General features: G+C 64.1%; 18 protein-coding genes. 11 read left to right on the top strand and 7 right to left on the bottom strand.

Translation table 11 applies throughout. The features are described 5' to 3' along the window. Nucleotides 1-121 precede the first annotated feature (121 nt). Nucleotides 122-874: a glycoside hydrolase family 16 protein gene (locus tag AWC12_RS03290; protein WP_234813817.1), complete on the bottom strand. Its 753-nt coding sequence runs from the start codon at nucleotides 872-874 to the stop codon at nucleotides 122-124. Nucleotides 875-970: 96 nt separating this feature from the next. Here AWC12_RS03290 and AWC12_RS03285 point away from each other — a divergent pair, with 96 nt between their 5' ends. Next, nucleotides 971-1516, top strand: coding sequence for a YceI family protein (locus AWC12_RS03285; protein ID WP_024448151.1), 546 nt, complete (start codon nucleotides 971-973; stop codon nucleotides 1514-1516). A 41-nt stretch (nucleotides 1517-1557) separates the two neighbouring features. Here the strand turns inward: AWC12_RS03285 and AWC12_RS03280 are convergent, their stop codons facing one another. After that, nucleotides 1558-2466: a fumarylacetoacetate hydrolase family protein gene (locus tag AWC12_RS03280; protein ID WP_085172376.1), complete on the bottom strand. Its 909-nt coding sequence runs from the start codon at nucleotides 2464-2466 to the stop codon at nucleotides 1558-1560. 79 nt (nucleotides 2467-2545) lie between these two features. After that, the gene (locus tag AWC12_RS03275) at nucleotides 2546-3118 is read right to left on the bottom strand and encodes a helix-turn-helix domain-containing protein (protein ID WP_085172374.1); all 573 of its coding nucleotides are present in this window, start codon (nucleotides 3116-3118) and stop codon (nucleotides 2546-2548) included. Nucleotides 3119-3302: 184 nt separating this feature from the next. On the opposite strand from AWC12_RS03275, the gene AWC12_RS03270 reads away from it, so the two are divergent. Together AWC12_RS03270 and AWC12_RS03265 are read left to right on the top strand one after the other, a co-directional pair. After that, a complete protein-coding gene (locus AWC12_RS03270) occupies nucleotides 3303-4121 on the top strand; it encodes a DUF1684 domain-containing protein (RefSeq protein WP_085172372.1) in 819 nt (272 codons plus the stop codon). A 79-nt stretch (nucleotides 4122-4200) separates the two neighbouring features. Further along, a complete protein-coding gene (locus AWC12_RS03265; RefSeq protein ID WP_207576371.1) occupies nucleotides 4201-4926 on the top strand; it encodes a class I SAM-dependent methyltransferase in 726 nt (241 codons plus the stop codon). A 30-nt stretch (nucleotides 4927-4956) separates the two neighbouring features. Here AWC12_RS03265 and AWC12_RS03260 read toward each other — a convergent pair whose 3' ends face one another. Next, the gene (locus AWC12_RS03260; RefSeq protein ID WP_085172367.1) at nucleotides 4957-5889 is read right to left on the bottom strand and encodes a helix-turn-helix domain-containing protein; all 933 of its coding nucleotides are present in this window, start codon (nucleotides 5887-5889) and stop codon (nucleotides 4957-4959) included. A gap of 127 nt (nucleotides 5890-6016) precedes the next feature. Here AWC12_RS03260 and AWC12_RS03255 point away from each other — a divergent pair, with 127 nt between their 5' ends. After that, the gene (locus AWC12_RS03255) at nucleotides 6017-6922 is read left to right on the top strand and encodes an MBL fold metallo-hydrolase (protein ID WP_085172364.1); all 906 of its coding nucleotides are present in this window, start codon (nucleotides 6017-6019) and stop codon (nucleotides 6920-6922) included. A 30-nt stretch (nucleotides 6923-6952) separates the two neighbouring features. Then, nucleotides 6953-8386, top strand: coding sequence for a carboxylesterase family protein (locus AWC12_RS03250; protein ID WP_207576372.1), 1434 nt, complete (start codon nucleotides 6953-6955; stop codon nucleotides 8384-8386). 33 nt (nucleotides 8387-8419) lie between these two features. On the opposite strand, the gene AWC12_RS03245 is transcribed toward AWC12_RS03250, so the two are convergent. The 3 genes from AWC12_RS03245 to AWC12_RS03235 all read right to left on the bottom strand — a co-directional run bounded on the left by AWC12_RS03245 (nucleotide 8420) and on the right by AWC12_RS03235 (nucleotide 10869). Then, nucleotides 8420-8716 carry a hypothetical protein gene (locus AWC12_RS03245; protein ID WP_085172360.1) on the bottom strand — a complete coding sequence of 99 codons (297 nt, stop codon included), beginning with the start codon at nucleotides 8714-8716 and terminating at the stop codon, nucleotides 8420-8422. Between the two features lie 258 nt (nucleotides 8717-8974). Continuing rightward, nucleotides 8975-9634, bottom strand: coding sequence for a response regulator (locus tag AWC12_RS03240; RefSeq protein ID WP_085172358.1), 660 nt, complete (start codon nucleotides 9632-9634; stop codon nucleotides 8975-8977). Beyond that, a complete protein-coding gene (locus AWC12_RS03235; protein ID WP_207576370.1) occupies nucleotides 9634-10869 on the bottom strand; it encodes a sensor histidine kinase in 1236 nt (411 codons plus the stop codon). The genes AWC12_RS03240 and AWC12_RS03235 overlap by 1 nt, the downstream gene beginning before the upstream one ends. Before the next feature lie 172 nt (nucleotides 10870-11041). Between AWC12_RS03235 and AWC12_RS03230 the strand changes: the two genes are divergently transcribed. The 6 genes from AWC12_RS03230 (at nucleotide 11042) to AWC12_RS03205 (ending at nucleotide 18482) form a co-directional block, all read left to right on the top strand. Next, a complete protein-coding gene (locus AWC12_RS03230) occupies nucleotides 11042-12346 on the top strand; it encodes a CitMHS family transporter (RefSeq protein WP_085172353.1) in 1305 nt (434 codons plus the stop codon). A 163-nt stretch (nucleotides 12347-12509) separates the two neighbouring features. Continuing rightward, nucleotides 12510-13943 carry an FAD-binding oxidoreductase gene (locus AWC12_RS03225; protein WP_085172351.1) on the top strand — a complete coding sequence of 478 codons (1434 nt, stop codon included), beginning with the start codon at nucleotides 12510-12512 and terminating at the stop codon, nucleotides 13941-13943. Continuing rightward, entirely contained in the window at nucleotides 13940-15493 is a 1554-nt protein-coding gene (locus tag AWC12_RS03220; protein ID WP_085172349.1) for an acetolactate synthase large subunit, read from the top strand. Before AWC12_RS03225 ends, AWC12_RS03220 begins: the two co-directional genes overlap by 4 nt. A gap of 242 nt (nucleotides 15494-15735) precedes the next feature. Then, a complete protein-coding gene (locus tag AWC12_RS03215; RefSeq protein WP_085172347.1) occupies nucleotides 15736-16398 on the top strand; it encodes an RraA family protein in 663 nt (220 codons plus the stop codon). Between the two features lie 7 nt (nucleotides 16399-16405). Beyond that, on the top strand, nucleotides 16406-17359 hold the full coding sequence (locus AWC12_RS03210) for a 2-hydroxyacid dehydrogenase (protein ID WP_085172345.1): 954 nt from the start codon (nucleotides 16406-16408) through the stop codon (nucleotides 17357-17359). A 76-nt stretch (nucleotides 17360-17435) separates the two neighbouring features. Continuing rightward, nucleotides 17436-18482, top strand: coding sequence for an acyclic terpene utilization AtuA family protein (locus AWC12_RS03205; RefSeq protein WP_207576369.1), 1047 nt, complete (start codon nucleotides 17436-17438; stop codon nucleotides 18480-18482). Nucleotides 18483-18487: the final 5 nt, after the last annotated feature.

Here is an 18487-nt window from a genome sequence, read left to right as displayed (position 1 = left end):
AGTACCCACGCCGCCTGCCGATAAGCGCGCGTTGCACCGCGAGCGCGCGCGTCTGCTCCGCGACGCGCCGCGCCGCGCCGCGCCGCGCCGGCATTTCGTGCGCGCTCGCCGCCCGCCACCATTACGTCAGCGGCTCATACGAGAGCCTGCTGACGCGGAAGTGCGGCACATGCTCGGCGGGTCCCGGCCGGTCGGGGAAGTCGAACACCCCGAGGAAAATGAACATCGGGTAGTCGGGCGCCTGGTCGGACGTGCAGGTGATCATGCCGTCGATGGAGAACTCGACCGAACCCGGCCGCCAGTCCACGGAGTAGGTGTGCGGCTGCACGAGGTCGAGGTCACGCCGCTGCGCCGAGAAGTCTTCGCGCAGAGCGGGATCCCTGAACCGGTGAATCCCTTGCCCTACGGCGGCCCTGCCGTCCGACACCGTGTCGCCGAACACCTCCATGACGCAGATCTCGCCGCACCGGTCTGGCTCATCCTCCAACCCGACCATCCAGGCCGAGAACATCGACCGCGAGCTGAGTTGCGCCGTGCACGTCACGGAGATGGTGCCGAAATGCGGGACGAAGCCCAGGACGGTGGGCTGCTCCTCGCGGACGACGAGCCCGTCCCGGAACGGCTGCGGCGCGTCGGTCGACCCCAGCGGGCCGGATCGATTCGCGCTCTGAATCGCCGAGACACGCAGCGGCCCGTCGTGCAGATCCGGACACCACAGGCCCTGCGAGAGCGGAATCGAGAGGTCCAGGCCGTCGGGACCTACGTCGAATGTCGCCGCCGCGGCGTCGCGCGAACTCCATGCCGGCAGGTAGGAGGTGGTCCAGATGCTGGGGTCGATCTCAGCGAAACGCTCGTCGAAGCTCCCGGAGGCCATACCGGGACAGTAGCCGGGAATGGATTCGGACTGCAGTCCGTTTATTTTGGCGTAACCGCCGGACCTACCGGCCACCATCGAGGAAAAGAGACGTCCATGACCACCGCCACCACGCAGCTGCCCGCCGGAACCTGGGCGATCGACCCGGTGCATTCGTCCATCACCTTTTCGGCACGCCACCTCGTCGTGAGCAAGGTCCGCGGCGGCTTCGACGACTTCAGCGGCGCGATCACCGTCGCCGAGGACGGAACCCCGTCGGTGAGCGCCGAAATCGCAGTCGGCTCGGTGAACACCCGCAACGAGCAGCGCGACGCCCATCTGAAGGCGGCAGACTTCTTCGACGTCGAAAACTTTCCGACGGCGACGTTCGTGTCGACCGCGGTCCGACCCGACGGTGACAACTACGTCCTCGACGGTGACTTCACCCTGAAGGGCGTAACGCGCCCGATCTCTCTGACGCTGGAGTTCAACGGCGTCAACCCTGGCATGGGACACGGCGAGGTCGCCGGCTTCGAGGCCTCGGTGGTGTTGAACCGCAAGGACTTCGGCATCAGCTTCGACGCGCCACTGGAAACCGGCGGCGCGGTCGTCGGCGACAAGGTCACGATCACCCTCGAGATCGAGGCCCTCAAGCAGGCCTGACGACGCGGTCGAGCCGCTGCGGGTCGACACCCGCAGCGGCTTTACTGCGTGATGGTGTGGGTGATCTCGCCGATGCCGTCGATCGTCAGCGTCAGCTCATCGCCGGGGCGAAGCCAGTTCCCGGTCTCCATTCCGCTACCGCCGGGCAACGTCCCCGTGGCGAAAAGCTCGCCCGGACAAAGCCTTTCGTCACGCGATGCGTGGGCGAGCATGTCGCCGACTCCCCATTGCGGCCCAGCGCTGGTCACCGCGCTGACCGTGCGGCCGTTGATCACCACCGAACCGGTCAACTTGTCGATCCTCGGCAGGATCTCATCTGCGGTGACCGCGACAGCCGACATCGACGAGGTGAAGTGCTTGGCCTTCTGCGGCCCCAACCCGGTGACCATCTCGGCGCGCTGGACATCTCGGGCACTCAGGTCGTTGACGACCACGAACGCGCCGATCGCCTCGAGCGCTTCTTGTGGTGTGGCGTTGAACAGCGGCGACTTGAGCACAAAGCCGATCTCCAGCTCGTAATCCAGCGCTTCGGAATACTGCGGAAACGCAACCGGTGCGCCGCTGGGCACAAACGTCAGATGGTTGGACATGTAGTAGATCGGCTGGCGGTAGAACAGCGGTTTCGGCTTGAACGGCGGGAACGGCTTGTGCGACAGCTTCTCGAAAGCCGATGCGACCGGCCCCGCGGCAGGCATGAATCGCGACACCAGTCCCCGCGCGGCATCTATCGCGTGCTTCTCGTAGAGCATGAAGTCGCGGAACGACGCGGGTTGAAACGGCAGCACAGAGCCCGACAAGTCGTGGTGGCGTTGGGCGTTGGCCAGTTCCCACTCGGACGCGAACACCGGGCCACCCAACACCGATGGATCGGGTGCAGGCCCCCAGGAGCCGTCTGCGGTCAGGGCTTGTAACTCCAGTCGATCGTCGATGATCACGCGACGCAGCTTCATGTGTCCGTCCTACACGAACCAGCGAGGCGGCCCACGGCGGATTCGAGGTTCTGCTGCGCCGAACCAGCGGGGCCTGCGGTTATGCCGAGGGTTCGTTTGGCCGATGTCCCCTACCGGCATCGCGGTCGAAGATGCCGAGGATCTCGCAGGGCACCGACTCGACACCGAGTGCGTGCGGAAGCATGGTGGGGAATTCGGCTGCCTGATTCGTCTCGATCCGCAGCCGACGGTCCCCCAGTAACAGAATGGCCGTCCCGGAGAGGACGACGAACCATTCGCGGCCGGGGTGGGCGCGCATGCGTGACGGGTTGTTCGGCGGCGGCTCGGTCAGCCGCTGCCGGATGACGGTGATTCCGGGATCGGTCTTCACCGTCCACCGCAGGGTTCCATGGGCGCCGTCAATCATGGGGCTCGAAATCACATCGTAGGTATCGGTCTCGACCAGCTGGTCCAGCGATGTATCGAGGGCGCGGGCGAGGTCCACCAACTGGTCCAGCGCAAGCCGGCGCTTGCCAGTTTCGATGCGGCTCAAGGAAGACGGGCTGATACGGGCTCGGGAGGCCAACTCCTCCAGCGACCACCCCTGCGCAACGCGCAGGGCCCGGACGCGTTTGCGAACGAGGCCGTCAAGGTCGGAACTGTCTTGCTTCATAGGCAATATCCTATGCACCAGAGGCAAGCGGCACTATGTTCTGCATTGAGACGTCACGGGCACCGAGGTGACCGCGCAAGTCTTCGGCTTTCGTTGACAGCAGAGCCGAGGACATCATCCAACGATTCTGCCCAAACCCTGTAAGCGACAAAGCATTACATGCCGGCCTGAGAGGACGAGAAGGATGAGCATTGGCATCGCAGGAGACGCCGACAGTTCCCCAGCACCCGAACATCAAGCGTGGCGCGAAGCCAGGTGGAAGGACATCGCGGGGCTGAACGGCAAGGCCGCCGTAATCGGGAACGGCAAGGTGGTCGGGCGGGAAGCTGTCCCACTACCTGCCGTTCCGGGAGAGTGGAGTACAGACGCGTCCGGGGCGTTGACCGTGACCGCCACGCGGGAGGACGGCGTGACGATCGACGGCACAACCGTCGATGGAACGGCCACTGTTCCCGTCGGCTGCTCTCTGGAATTCCGCGGGGGCCGACGCGGTGTCGTCAGGGGCTCGACCGGCGACTACTCGTTGGTCTTCTTCGACCCTGAAGCAGTTGCCGCGTCCGGAATTACGGGGATTGATACCTATCCCTACGATCCGCAATGGGTAGTGCAAGGCCGCTATGAGCCCGCCGCGCCAGGCCGCCGGATCGAGGTGGGTCGGCTGACGACACCGCGTACCACGGACCGCATCCCCGCCCCGGTGAACCTCGTGGTCGATATCGGCGGGACCCAACACGTGCTAGCCGTTCTCGAAGACAGCCCGGGACGGCGACTGGCGATCTTCACAGACGCGACCAGCGGTACCGAAACACCTGAGATAGGCCGCTGGTTGGTATTACCGATGTTGGCACCGGACGCCCGGCTGACTGTCGATTTCAATCAGTCGGTGCTCTCTTATCACCACGTGAACCCACGAGTCTTCTTCTGCCCGATGCGTCCCGCGGGTAACCACCTGCCCCTGCGCGTCGCCGCCGGAGAACGCGGGCTGCTCCGCGGTCCACGATGACCATCCGTGCCGGCGGCTGTGAAGACAAAGAATGCGAAACAAACATGCGGCTAAACGGTCGTCACAGAAAGGACTTTCGATGATGTCCAGTTCCGATCCGACACCGTTCTCGGCAGAGGTCGAGGCTCTCGTGAGTGAGCCAAACACGACTGCGACGCGGCGGCGCAACAGCGAAGTGCCCGGACTCGATCAAAGTTTCTGGGAGCAACGCTGGCAATCCGTGGAGGGCGCCGGCAAGCCCGAGTCCGTCGACCCGAATCGCACGTTGACCGAGGTGGCCGCGCTACTGCCCCCGGGCAACGCACTCGACGCCGGCTGCGGCCAGGGCGGTGACGCCATCTGGCTCGCAAAACACGGATGGGAGGTTACCGCGGTGGATTTCGTCTCCAGTGCCCTGCGTCGCGGCCGCTGGATGGCCGAGCAGTCTGGCGACAGCGTTGCCAACAGAATCGTCTGGCATCAAGCCGATCTCAACGATTGGGAGCCTGAGCGGCAGAGCTTCGATCTCGTGTCGGCGCACTACCTGCACGGGGTGGCGCGCAGAGCCGACATGTTTGCACGGCTGGCAGCCGCGGTACGCCCGCGGGGAACGCTGCTGGTCGTCGGGCATCACCCGTCGAGCGCCGACATCTCCGGCGGCACCATGCCCAACGCGGTCTTCTTCACCTCCGCCGACGTCACGGCTGTGCTCGGCAAGCAATGGGACGTCATTCGCACAGACGACGACACACCCCGCGACGTCGTCACCAAAGACGGTAAAACCATCAGGCTGCGATCGTCGCTGACTCAGGCGCGTCGCCGGTAGCAGCTGCGCCCCCTCGGCGGAATGGACGGATCAGCGAGCGGCAGAGCGGTTCTCGTAGTCTCCAGTGATCGTCAGCTGCGGGACTCCTCGAGCAGCCCCCGGCTCATGCACGGGCGTGCCGAGACTGCGCAACAGCGTCAAAGCCTGCTCTGAAGGTGACCCCGCGACGGTGGTGACCACGATCAGACTCTGCTCGGGTGAGCGGGCGATGGCCAAGGTCTGCTGGGTGACGGTCACCGCACCGATCACCGGATGGTGCAGGTCGTAGGCGGCGGCATCGCACGGGGTGATCCGGTGGTCGCCCCACATGGCCACGAAATCCGGGCTCTTAATCGTCAGCTCACCGATCAGCTCGGCGAGGTCACGGTCCTCCGGATGCCGTCCCACGGCGATTCGCAAATGGCCCACCACCGCCCTGGCCTTGCGCCGCCAGTCCGAATAGAGCTCACGACTGTGCCTGTCCAGAAACATCATTCGGCTCATATTGGGCCGATTCGCCACATCGTCGACGGCGGTCCGATCCACATGCCCGGCCAGCAGCGCGTGCCCAAGCTGGTTCCAGGCCAGCACGTCGGTGCGCCGCCCCAGAACCAGGGTCGGAACCCCGTCGAGGGCGCGCATCAGGTCCCGCGTCTCAGCACTCACCTTCTCCGGTCGCGGCCGTCGGGCTCGCGGCGCCCGCCTGGTGGCGTCTGCCAGCCGAACGAGGTGCTCGCGCTCATGTGTGTCCAGGCGAAGGGCGCGCGCGACCGCGTCCAGGACCTCGGCTGACGCGCCGCGGGAGATCCCCTGCTCCAGCCGGGTGTAGTACGACACGCTGACGCCCGCCAACTGCGCCACCTCGTCACGGCGCAAACCCTGCACCCGCCGGCGCACCCCGAAGTCCCGCACACCGATGTCCTCGGGGCGGATGCGTGCGCGCCGCGCCTGCAGGAACTCGCCAAGCGGCCCGGGTCCGTCCATCCGTCCAGTATCCGGGGGTGGGGCGATCGCAGCCACCCCCTGCCAGGGGTAGGACCGACGAGGTGTGGCTGGGCACCGTGGCCCGTGGACAGACTCGTGAATACACCGCCGAGGACCGAGGAGCCAGATGGATCAGATCGAATTGGGTGACGTCACCGTCACCCGCGTCAAGGAGTACTACGGCCCCGTGCAGCTGAGTCCCGCGGACTTCTTCCCTGACAGCACCGAGCCCGACTGGGAGACCAACCGGGACTGGTTGGCGCCCGATTTCTGGGATCCCGCGACGAACACCTGTGTGTCCGCGATCCAGACCTGGGTGCTGCGCAGCGAGGGACGCACCATCCTGGTCGACACCGGTGTCGGCAACCACAAGGAGCGGCCGTATGCCCCGGTGTGGAGCAGGCTGGATACCACGTTCCTGGACGACCTTGTCCGAGCTGGTATCCGACCAGAAGAGGTGGACGTTGTGATCAACACCCACCTGCATATTGACCACGTGGGGTGGAACACCCGCCTCGACGGCCGGACGTGGGTGCCCACTTTCCCGAACGCGACCTACCTCATGCCACAACGCGATTTCGATTTCTGGAACCCGATCAACAACCACAAGAGCGTCCTCGGACGTGGCAACCAGAACGTCTTCGAAGACAGCGTCGCCCCGGTCCACGATGCCGGGTTGGCCCAGCTGTGGGACGGAACCTTCCAGATCGACAAGAATCTACGGCTGGATCTTGCTCCAGGGCATACCCCGGGCTCATCGGTCCTCACTCTCGAATCAGGCAGTGACCGCGCAGTTTTCGTCGGCGACCTTCTGCACAACCCGTTGCAGATCGTGGCCCCACACACCAATAGCTGCTTCTGCGAAGATCCGGCGGAATCACGCGCCACAAGGGACAAACTCCTGGGCCGCGCCAGTGACGACAACGCACTGCTGTTTCCCGCTCACCTTGGCGGCCATGGCGCTGTCGAGGTGATCCGGGACGGCTCGACCTTCGCGATCAAGGGCTGGGCCGGCTTCGCCCGCATCAACTGAACCAGCGTCCACCTGCAGGAGAAACCTTTGTTGCACAATGCCACCCGCGAGGTGCGCACTCCCTCCGGTACGGTGCGCGGCGTCCGGGACCACGGCGGTGAGCGCTATCGCGCCATTCCTTACGCCATCACCCCCACGGGAGTGGCCCGCTTCGCTCCACCGGTACCCCACCCGGGATGGTCCGGCGTGCGGGACGCGACGCAGCCCGGGGCGACCGCTCCACAACCCGTCCGCGGCTTCGGCGCACTCGACATGCGTCCGTACTTCGGGCCCGGCTGGGTGCGCGGCACGGACTACCTCACGCTCGACGTCCACACTCCCGCCGCAGGTGACGCGGCGCGACCGGTCATGGTGTTCGTTCACGGCGGCGGGTTCATCACCGGGTCCAGCCAAGCCGCGCTGTATGACGGTCGAGCATTCACCCGTGACGGTGTCGTCCTCGTCGTCGTCAACTACCGCTTGGGCGTCACCGGCTTTCTCGACATCCCCGGAGCGCCGTGCAACCGCGGCTTGCTTGACGTGCTGGCCGCCCTGAACTGGGTCCAAGACTCAATCGGTGCATTCGGTGGGGATCCCGGCAATGTGACCGTGTTCGGCCAGTCGGCCGGCGCCACCTTGGTGGGAGCACTGCTTGCGACGCCCGATGCCGGCGGGCTGTTTCGACGGGCTATCATGCAGAGTGGCAGCGGCACAGGAGCTTTCACCCCTGAACAGGCAGAGCGGGTGACTCATACGGTCGCGGCGGCGCTGGGTGTCGACCCCACCACGGGCGGGTTCGCCGACATCCCCGACGAACAGTTCGTGGCGGTGCTACCGAAGCTGGCCGGCCTTGATCTGCGAACCGCCTCTGCCACCGATCCACTCGTCGGCCTGAGTCCGTTCAGCCTGGTCCTGGACCGACAACCCGCCGACTCCTTGAACCAAGGCCCAGCAACCGATGTCGCCCTTCTGATCGGAACCAACACCGAGGAGGGAAATCTCTATCTCGTCCCCCAGGACCGCTTCGACTCCTCACAGCACGACGACGTCATGACCCTTGCAGCTCAGATACATTCGGATCCGCACACCGCAGTGTCGGCCGTCACCGCTCAGCGCCCGCACGCGACTCCCGGTGAGCTACGCTCGGCCCTACTCGGCGAGGCGCTTTTCGGCGCCGGATCCGCCCGAATGGCCCTGGCCCACTCACGGATCTCTGAGCGCGGCACCTACGTCTACCGTTTCGGTTTCCGCTCGACAGCACTGGACGGCAAGCTGGACGCGACGCACGCCGTAGAGCTTCCCTTCGTGTTCGACATCGCCGATTCGGCGTGGCTGCACGGGGCGACGGGCCTGCTGGGACCCGATCCGGCTCCGGAGGGACTGGCCTGTCGCATGCACGGCGCCTGGGTCTCTTTCGCCCGCAACGGTTCTCCTGGTTGGAAAAGCTTCCGTGCCGACGCTACTGCCGTAGAGCACTTCGAGTAGCGGCCCCCGGCCTGGTGACCGGACCGACCTTCTTCAGCGAACACTGACGTAGACCGTCGGCGTAGAGACCGCGGAGTACCGTCGGCCGCTTTGGTCGGTCGGATTCCATTGGATGCGATTGAATCGCACACTCTTGCTGACGGACACCACATCAGCATCGGCCAGCGGCCGTTCGGAGAGCCGGTTGACCACAACTAGGTAACCCTGAAGCTCCAGCGAGGAGATCGTGTCCCTAGCGGTTCCGGCGGGGTCAGGTGCGGCCATCGCCGGTGCTGCCAGGGCTACTGCGCTGGCAGTCAAGACGGTTGCGGCGAATCCACGCTTGATCATTATGGTCCTGCTCTCTTGTCGGTGTCACTTGAAGATGGCTGGATCACCATCGCTGTGAACGTTACGAAGCGAGGCAGCGGAAGTCGTCACCATCGGCGGGGGCCGTGCTCCCCCGCGCACGGGAGGCGGGTTGCATCTAGCGGGTGAGGAGCAAGCTCAGAGTGCCTGGCGATCGGTGGCTTTCGGACAGCTAGGCACCACAGACATTCGGCCGCGGCAGTCATAAAAGAAACACTGGTACACGCGCCAACTGCTGATCTATGTCACCAGGCCATGGCGATGCGCGTAAACAACGGCCTGTACACGATCCCGCAACCCGAGCTTGGACAGGATTCGAGATACATGGGACTTCACAGTTTCATCACCGATGAAGAGTTGAAGGCCGATCTCGGAGTTGCTGTGCCCCACGGCGACGAGAAGAAGTACCTCTTTTTCACGGGGTGTAAGACGGTCGAGGCCTTCCACGGAGTCGGCGTTGCCGCGAGGCGCGATGCTGGCGGCGAACCGGGCCACCAACCGACGGGTCACGGCGGGGTCCACCAGCGAGTCGCCGCGGGCCGCGATCCGCACGGCGGCGATAATCTCCTCGGGCGGCAAGCTTTTCAGCAGAAAGCCGCTGGCGCCTGCCGACAACGCGTCATATACGTAGCGATCGGAATCAAATGTGGTCAGCACTAAAACTTTTGTCGCGCTCGCCGGATCAGACAAGATTGCTTGCGCGGCTTCGATACCGTCGAGTTTGGGCATCCGGATGTCGAGGATCGCGATGTCGGGCCTGAGACGAGTGGCCTCGGCTACCGCTGCCTTTCCATCGGCCACCTCCCCGACGCAGTCGAAGTCATCCTGAGTACTCAGGATGGCGCGCAACCCCGAACGGAATACGCCGTGGTCGTCGGCAAGAAGGATCCGCAGCGTCATCAGAAATCCTCCAGGGGAAGCGTGACAACTGTCTCCCACCGATGCCCGTCGGGCCCCGGGCCGTAGGTGACGATGCCGCCGAACAAAGCTGCCCGTTTGGCGATACCGGCCAGTCCGCGCGGTCTCGTGCGTGGCGCGTCGGCGTCACCGGCAGGGGCCGTCCGACCGATGATATTGCTCGCCGTTACCGACACCGTGGCCTTCCCGTAGCTCAGGACGATATCGACCGTGCTGCCATCCCCGTGGCGTGCTGCGTTGGTGAGCATTTCCTGGGTGATCCGGTACAGCGCCACCTGAACGGAATCGGGCACCGGCCGCGCAATACCTTCGCTCGTGAAACGAGTCGGCAGACCGGCCCGCCGAACCCCGTCGAGCAGTTCCTCGATGTTGCCGAGTCCAACTTGGCCGACAGCCGAGGCATCCCCGTGCAGGACATCTAGGAGCCTACGCAAGTCGGACATAGCTGCGCGACTGGAAAGTTCGACAGCAGAAAGTGACTCGTGGACGGTGCGAGATTCTGTCGCCGACTTCAATCGCATTCGGGCAGCGCCGGCATGGACGCCGATGGCGCTGACGTGGTGTGAGATGACGTCGTGGAGGTCTCGGGCAATCGCGCCTCGTTCCTCGCGTACGGCGAGGTCGACGGCGGCGCGGGCCTCCCGCCGTTGCCTGTCGGCTTGATGCTCCAGTTCGGCGATGTATCCGCGCCGAGCCGTCGTGTAGCGACCGACCAACCAGGGCAACAGCGCATTCGAGGCCATGTCGACGAGCATCAGGTGGCCGCTGCCCCCGGAGATGAGTGATACGCCGACGGTGCTGCAGACCAGCATCGCCAATGCAGCCCACGCCGGCGCTCCGCTCAGCCACGCGCCAGCGCGATAGCCGGCTATCAGAAAACCAGCAGTGCCGACTCCGCTTGCCGCCTCGGACCCCAAGGTAAGCACTGCGGCCACGATCTGGACGACGGCGTGTGCGGCCGCCACCCAGCCGGCGAACCGAGCGGGCAGGGCCAACGCTGCATCGGCGAGGGCGACTGCGACCAGGACCGCCCAGGTTTGCGGCACCATTGCGGACACCGGTGCTGCGAAGAGAAGTTGTAGGGCATCCGCGAAGAGACAAACCCCGGCCACCAACAAGGACTGGCGCGTTAATGACCGAGTGAGATCGGCCGCACCCAGGCTGGGAATCCGGGGAGCATCGGTCCCGTTGTGGGCAGGCGCGGCGGAAGTGGTCACCCTCTCATAATCCGTCCAGAGATGGCCCGACGTCGAGCCCGATCCCCCGTACGGGGGATTCCGGTTCCCCACACAGGGTGACGACTCGGAAGTGACCGGGACCATAACCTCGACGGCGATGCAGTTTAACTGCATGTGCGCCAAACGGTTTCGCTGGAGCTGAGAGGAAAAGATGCTGGCTCTTCTGGGCTTCGCCACCATTGGACTTTTTACGGTGCTCGTGATGTCCAAAAAGATGTCAGCGGTTGCCGCCCTGATCTTGGTTCCCAGCGTGCTGGGCCTGATCGCCGGATTCGGCACCGGCCTCGGTGGCATGATGGTCGCCGGGATCGTCGACACCGCACCCACCGCCGTCTTCCTCGTCTTCGTGCTGCTGTACTTCCTCGTGATGTTCGAAAGCGGCTTGTTCGAGCCGTTCGTCCGGCGGATCTTGGCAGCGGTCGGTGACGATCCCATGAAAATCGTTGTGGGGACGGCAATCCTCATCATCGTGGTCGGATTCGATGGGGACGGGGCGACGGCCGCACTGATCACGATCTCGGCGATGTATCCGATTTATCGCAGGCTCGGAGTGAATCCTCTGATCATTGCCATGCTTCTCGCCATCATCTGTCCCGTCCTGAACTGGATGCCGTGGGGAGGTCCCCCGGCACGAATGGCCATCTCGTTGGATGTCGAGATCGGGGACATCGTGGTACCGATGCTGCCGACCCTTGTGGTGTCGCTCACCGCAGCCCTGGTCTTCGCATACTTCATCGGACGCTCAGAACGACGCAGACTGCGCACACTCGTGCCGGCGACCAACGGAGGTGTGGCCGAGGGTGAAGAATTGGACGCGCATGCTCCCCGCACCGTGATCGAGCCGCGCAATTTTTGGTTCAACCTGCCGCTGACGCTGACGGTCATGGCGCTACTGGCCACCGGCGTGGCGCCGTTGCCTGCCGTCGCGATGGCTGCATTCGCCATTGCGGTCACGGTGAACTTTCCCAATCTTGTTGAGCAGCAGGAACGGTTGAAACCGCACGCCGGCACCGTGGTCATGCTGAGCACGCTCATTCTGGCTGCAGGCGCATTCACCGGCATCATGTCCGAAGGCGGGATGGTTGAGGCAATGGCCAACAGCATCGTCTCGGTCGTTCCGGAAAGCTGGGGCGGCGGATTCGCGTTCGTCACCGCGACCCTGTCGATGCCGCTGCTGTTTGTCCTGTCCACCGACAGCTTCTTCCTCGGAGTTGTACCGATGCTCGCACAAACCGCCGAGGCGTTCGGTGTTCCGCCGGAGGCCATTGCCCGAGCTGCTCTCATCGGTACGCCATTGCATTCACTGAGCCCCCTGATCGCGCCCATCTACTTCGTCGCGACACTTTTGCGCACCGATATCGGGTCGCTGCAGCGGTACGCGTTTCCGTGGACGGCGGGATTGTGTCTGGTCTCCCTCATCACGGCCACGGTGACCGGCGCCATCTTCGCGGTATAGCGGTATCAACTGGCCCGCAATGATTCGCCTCTGATCAATCTTCTCTACACACCCATCGCATCAAGAAAGGAGTCACTGTCTTGAATCTCCTGCACCACGGGCGAATCCGAAAGAGCGCCCCCAGCGGGATGATCGCCAGCACGCTCGTCGCGAGGGCATCGGGATGACTCTTCGAAACGACGAAGGCATCGCGCCTTCCCGACAGGCCGTTGCGGGACTGCTCGCCGCGATTGTCGGTGATGCCAACCTGCTGGCAGGTGAGGCTGTTCCGCCGGACTACGCCCATGATGAAGCGCTCAGCACCGTTCCGCATGAACCTGGCTACCTCGCGAAGCCCGAGAACGCAGAAGAAGTCGCCGCGCTGATCAAAACGGCAGCTGCATACCGGATTCCGGTCACTTCGCGGGGTTCGGGCACAGGTCTTTCTGCGGGCGCGCGACCGCGCCAAGGTGGCCTGGTGATTTCGCTGGAACGAATGAACCGCATTCTGGAGATCGACGTTGCCAATCATGTGGCAGTTGTCCAACCCGGGGTCACTTTGGCCGAGTTGGGAGAAAGGACCGCAGCAGCCGGGCTCGGTTACACCGTTCATCCCGGCGAGCTGAGCGCGACCATCGGCGGGAACGTCGGCACCAACGCGGGCGGGATGCGCGCTGTCAAGTATGGCGTCACACGGCAGAACGTGATTGGACTACAGGCGGTTCTGGCGTCCGGCGACATCATTCGAACCGGCGGCAAGATCTCGAAGGTGTCCACCGGCTACGATCTGACGCAGTTGCTCATCGGCTCCGAAGGCACACTTGCGGTGACGACGGAGATTACGCTCAAATTGCATCCTGCCCTGGCCCACAACGCGACTGTTCTCGCTCCTTTCGCAACCCTCGACCAGGTGATGACCGCAGTTCCGAGGATCATTGCCAGCGGCCTCGAACCGCACATCCTGGAATACCTGGACAGACAAACACTCACTGCAATAGGGCAATACCAGAACCTCGGTCTCGGAATTCCTCCCGCGGTGGCCCAGCGTGCGCAGGCCTACCTTGTGGTTGCCTTGGAGAACCGCATCGACCAACGCCTCGACTCTGACGTCGAAGAACTCTGCGGACTGCTCGATGATCTCGGCGCCGCGGAAACCTATGTGCTTGAGGGTGGCTCGGCTCGAAAGCTGATCGCAGCACGCGAGATGGCGTTCTGGGCAGCCAAGGCAGCCGGGGCCGACGACGTTATCGACGTGATCGTACCGCGCGTCGCAATGGCGCAGTTTCTGCAAAGGACTGACGAGATTGCGCACGCGCACGGCGCGGCAGCTGTCGGCTGCGGACACGTCGGCGATGGCAACGTCCATCTGGGCATCTTCTGCGAGGAAGCCACAAAACGAAGGCACCTCCTGGCTGAGATCTTCTCCCTGGGAATGGAATTGGGCGGTGCGATCTCCGGGGAGCACGGTCTCGGGCAGACCAAGACCGACTTCTTCGCAGAACTGGAGGACCCGGTGAAGATCGGGTTGATGCGACGGATCAAGGAGTGTTTCGATCCCGCCGGCGTGCTGAACCCTGACGGTGTTTTCGGTGAGAGGTTCCAGGTGCGCGCGCCGTGAACGGAGCCCAGTCACTTGTTCACACGCTTGTCGACTCCGGCGTGGACGTCTGCTTCGCCAACCCCGGCACTTCCGAAATGCATTTCGTCGCAGCGCTCGAAGACATCGATGCCATGCGGGGTGTGCTGGGCTTGTTCGAAGGTGTCGTCACCGGTGCTGCGGACGGTTACGCACGGATCGCGGACAGGCCGGCGGCGACGCTTCTGCACCTCGGTCCGGGTCTCGGAAATGGTTGGGCCAACCTGCATAACGCCCGACGAGCGCACACTCCGTTGGTCAACATCGTCGGTGACCATGCCACCCACCACAAGCAATACGATGCTCCGCTGGACTCGGATATCGAAGCCCTGGCCGGTTCGCTCGGTACCTGGGTCCGTCGATCACGATGTACTTCTGAAATCGGCAGAGATGCCGCCGCTGCCGTCGCGGCCGCTCGCGAAGGCGCCGGGCAGATCGCGACGCTGATTCTCCCCGCCGACGCGTCGTGGGGTGAAGGGGGTGAGCGCGGCGTACTCGTCGCGCCTCCCTCCAAGTCTGTTGTCAATCCCGCCACGGTGGACCACGTGGCATCGGTGTTGACCAGCGGCGAACCGGCGGCGCTGCTGATCGGCGGCGGCGCCTGCCGCGAAGCCGGACTCCTGGCCACCAGCCGGCTAGCCGTCGCTACCGGGGTGAAGACCTTCGTCGAGACGTTTCCGACAAGACTCGAACGCGGAGAGGGTGTTCCGATGGTCGAACGTCTCGGCTACCTTCCCGAGCAGGCTACTGTCCAGCTGGGGAATATCAAACACTTGGTCGTCGCGGGTGCCAAGCCACCGGTGGCGTTCTTCGCCTACCCCGGCGTGGCGAGCAATCTGGTTCCCGAGGGGACGCAGGTTCATATGCTTGCCGACACCGCCCAGGACGTGGTGCGGGCGCTCGCAGACGTTGCAGACCTGGTTGCCGGCGACGTTGAACCATTGCTGCAGAGGGCTGTACGGCGTCCCCTGCCTTCCGGTTTGTTGACCCCGCAGAATTGGATCGACGTCATCAGTGCGCTCCTTCCGGCACGTGCGATCATCGTTGACGAGTCCAATACTTCGGGATTGTTGCTGCCGGCCGCCACGGCGGGTGCACCGCGACACGACGTGTTGACGCTGACCGGAGGCGCAATCGGCTATGGCCTTCCAGTAGCAACGGGCGCTGCCGTGGCAGCGCCAGATCGTCCGGTGATAGGTCTGCAGGCCGACGGCAGCGCGATGTATACGATCTCGGCGCTGTGGACGCAGGCCAGGGAGAACCTCAACGTCACGACGGTGCTGTTGAACAACCACGCCTACGCGATCTTGCGCCTAGAACTGCAGCGGGTCGGAGCTGGTGCCGATGGCCCGCAAGCAGATAACCTCCTTGATCTCTCTGGGCCCGACCTCGACTTCGTCAAGATTGCCGAGGGCATGGGGGTCCCTGCGACCCGCGCGACCACTGCGGAGGAACTGGCCGCTCAGTTCAGCGCTGCACTCTCCGAGTCTGGCCCACATCTGATCGAGGCGATCGTGCCATCGCTGTTCTGAAGCTCGCTCGACGTTTCTAGTCAGTCTCCCGGTTCGTCGGCGTGTGAGAAAGGAGAAGGCCATTGCTTGACCGGGCTCTTTGACTTTGCGGCCAACCACGTTTGGAAAGCGTCCCCGCTTGGGTGATCAGCCTTGCGCCCACCCCGGATTGAATTGTCGCAGAACACAATCAATCGCCGTCACCAACCACCTGACTGCGATCATCACCGGCGGACTGCGCCGAATAATCGAAGGACCTACCCTTGCCTGATATCGACTACACCCAACTTACTGAATGGGATACGCCAGCACTCAGCAATGCCTTGCGCCGCGAACTTGGAGCGGATGGCCAGGCACACACCGACGGCTCGCTCCGGCAGGTGGCGGGTGGCCGATTCGTCGGCACCGCGGTCACCGCGACCATGCGGGCCGCGGCGCCGGGCCAGGATGGCATACCGGTCAGTGAACTCCATCGCGCCGTTCTGGCAGCTGGCCAACCAGCCGTCGTCGTGATGCAGGACCTCGACGAGATACCCGGCGCGGGAGCCTTTCTCGGTGAGGTCAACGGCACGTTGTTGGATGCCCTCGGCATCGCTGGGTTCATCACCAATGGCCGGGTGCGCGACGAACCTGAGCTACAGCGAATGGGATTCGCCGTGCACGCGGCCGGTCTGTGCGTGGCACGGTCGCATATGCGACTCACGGCGATCGGCGTTCCGGTGCGCGTGGCCGGCCTCGACGTTGCACCCGGAGATCTGCTCCACGGTGACCAGCACGGAGCGCTTCGCATCCCGCTCGCAGCGGTCGACCGTCTCCCTGCGCTGGCCGAGGCGATCCGCGAGGAGGAGCAATCCATCATCACCTGGGCGCGTTCCTCCGACTTCACCGTCGAGGGCCTGTTGGCCCTCAAGCGCGTCAAACACTGAGGTCCAGATGACGAAAATCGTGGTAACCCGCCCCATACCTGGCAATGTACTGGCCCCGCTCGCCGCGTTCGGCGAGGTGATGGTGGCGCCCTACGACCGGGTGATGACACCGGCCGAGCTGTGCGCTGCGGTGTCCGGCGCTGACGCCGTGATCACCACGCTCAACGACCGGGTGGGCTCTGAGGTGCTCAGAGCGGCCGGACCGCGGCTTCGACTGGTGGCCAACATGGCTGTCGGTTACGACAACTTCGACGGCGCAGCGTTTCTCGACCATGGCGCGGTCGCCACGAACACACCAGGCATCCTTGTCGAGGCAACCGCGGATCTGACGATCGCGCTGCTTCTCGACGTGACCAGGCGGGTGAGCGAGGGCGATCGGATCATTCGCTCCGGACAGCAGTGGTCATGGGATATCGGCTTTCTTCTCGGCGCCGGCCTGCAGGGACGACGGCTGGGGATCGTCGGCATGGGCGCCATCGGGCAGGCCGTCGCAGCGCGGGCAGATGTCTTCGGTCTGGAGGTGGTACACCACTCCCGGCGCGGGCCTGATGTCGTCGGTCCGAGCACACGGATCGATTTCTCGGAGTTGTTGGGCACTTCGGACATCGTCACGTTGCATTGTCCACTGACGGCAGAAACCCGCCACCTCATCAATGACGAAGCGCTCAATCGAATGAAAAGCACTGCATACCTGATCAATACGGCGAGGGGGCCCGTGGTCGACGAAAGCGCCCTGTGCCGGGCCGTACGCCGCGCAACGATCGCAGGTGCTGCGCTAGACGTCTACGAGGACGAACCGCGGGTCCATCCGGGACTACTCGAACTCGAGAATGTGGTCTTGACCCCGCATCTGGGTTCAGCTACCACCGAGACCCGGACACGAATGGCCGCCGTCGCGGTCGACAATGTCGTGGCAGTCCTCTCCGGGCATGAGCCGGTCACGCCAATCCGATGGCCCTAGCACCAATCTGTCGCGATTCCGCCCTATCTACCAGTCCATTCAACGTCCGCCGCGGCGGTGCCCGAAAGGAATGTCCATGAATGCGAGTACCAGGCCGGAGAACTTTTCGATCAGGGTCTACGTGCCCGAAGGATCGCTGGGCGTCGGGATTCCCTCCGAAGAGATCGGCTATGCCCTGGCACGGAGGCCCCACGCGATTTCCCTGGACGCCGGCTCGACAGACAGCGGGGCGGCGTACCTCGCACAAGGGATGTCCAAGAACGACCGCGGCTCGGTTAAGAAGGATCTTGAACTGCTGATGGCTGCTCAGCAGGAAGCTCACATACCAATCCTCATCGGCACGGCCGGCCAGGCGGGCGGCGACAAGAATGTCGACTGGACCCGCGACATCGTCCTCGAAATTGCCGAGGAGAAGGGCTACTTGCTCAAGGTCGCGCTGCTCTATTCGGAGCAGTCGCCAGCGCTCGTCAAACAGAAGCTGTCAGCGGGACGCATATCGAACTTGCCGCCGCTGGGTGACCTCACCGACGCGCAGATCGACTCGTGTCTTCACATTGTGGCTCTGATGGGACCCGAGCCCTACTTTGCGGCGCTAGACGCCGGTGCCGACGTCATCATCGGCGGCCGCACATCCGACCCAGCGGTAATTGCCGCATTCCCACTATGGAAGGGCGCCCCTCCTGGGCTCTGCTGGCATGCAGGCAAGGTTGCCGAGTGCGGTGGCCAGTGCACCACAGCCAACACCGGTCAGCGTGGTGTGCTTCTCGAGATCCACGCGGAAGGTTTCGATGTCGAACCAGTTGACCCCTCCTTCCAGGCTACGGTGAACAGCATCTCGGGGCACCTGCTCTACGAGAACAAAAACCCCTGGATACTGACTGAACCGGGCGGCGAACTCGACGTAAGAGGCTGTGAATACGTCCAATTGACCGACTCCAAGGTTCGCGTCACCGGTTCTCGATGGAATCCGAAGCCGTACACCATGAAGCTGGAAGGCGCCTCCGGCAACCTGTTCCAAACCATCATGCTCGTGGGAATAGCTGATCCCGACTGTCAGCAGTCACGTAATTCCCCAGGTATGAGGGGTTGTCCGTCACGTAATTCCTCACCCGCCGTCACGTAATTCCC

The sequence above is a fragment of the Mycolicibacterium iranicum genome (assembly GCF_002101705.1).
Lineage (GTDB): Bacteria > Actinomycetota > Actinomycetes > Mycobacteriales > Mycobacteriaceae > Mycobacterium > Mycobacterium iranicum.
This window is presented reverse-complemented; position numbering and strand designations above follow the sequence as displayed.

Excerpts from the sequence above, each read along its gene's own strand:
- AWC12_RS03270 (WP_085172372.1), top strand. The coding sequence starts at position 3,303 with ATGAGCATTGGCATCGCAGGAGACGCCGACAGTTCCCCAGCACCCGAA.
- AWC12_RS03285 (WP_024448151.1), top strand. The coding sequence starts at position 971 with ATGACCACCGCCACCACGCAGCTGCCCGCCGGAACCTGGGCGATCGAC.
- AWC12_RS03265 (WP_207576371.1), top strand. The coding sequence starts at position 4,201 with ATGATGTCCAGTTCCGATCCGACACCGTTCTCGGCAGAGGTCGAGGCT.
- AWC12_RS03275 (WP_085172374.1), bottom strand. The coding sequence starts at position 3,118 with ATGAAGCAAGACAGTTCCGACCTTGACGGCCTCGTTCGCAAACGCGTC.
- AWC12_RS03290 (WP_234813817.1), bottom strand. The coding sequence starts at position 874 with ATGGCCTCCGGGAGCTTCGACGAGCGTTTCGCTGAGATCGACCCCAGC.
- AWC12_RS03225 (WP_085172351.1), top strand. The coding sequence starts at position 12,510 with ATGACTCTTCGAAACGACGAAGGCATCGCGCCTTCCCGACAGGCCGTT.
- AWC12_RS03280 (WP_085172376.1), bottom strand. The coding sequence starts at position 2,466 with ATGAAGCTGCGTCGCGTGATCATCGACGATCGACTGGAGTTACAAGCC.
- AWC12_RS03230 (WP_085172353.1), top strand. The coding sequence starts at position 11,042 with ATGCTGGCTCTTCTGGGCTTCGCCACCATTGGACTTTTTACGGTGCTC.
- AWC12_RS03245 (WP_085172360.1), bottom strand. The coding sequence starts at position 8,716 with ATGATCAAGCGTGGATTCGCCGCAACCGTCTTGACTGCCAGCGCAGTA.
- AWC12_RS03210 (WP_085172345.1), top strand. The coding sequence starts at position 16,406 with ATGACGAAAATCGTGGTAACCCGCCCCATACCTGGCAATGTACTGGCC.
- AWC12_RS03205 (WP_207576369.1), top strand. The coding sequence starts at position 17,436 with ATGAATGCGAGTACCAGGCCGGAGAACTTTTCGATCAGGGTCTACGTG.
- AWC12_RS03240 (WP_085172358.1), bottom strand. The coding sequence starts at position 9,634 with ATGACGCTGCGGATCCTTCTTGCCGACGACCACGGCGTATTCCGTTCG.
- AWC12_RS03260 (WP_085172367.1), bottom strand. The coding sequence starts at position 5,889 with ATGGACGGACCCGGGCCGCTTGGCGAGTTCCTGCAGGCGCGGCGCGCA.
- AWC12_RS03255 (WP_085172364.1), top strand. The coding sequence starts at position 6,017 with ATGGATCAGATCGAATTGGGTGACGTCACCGTCACCCGCGTCAAGGAG.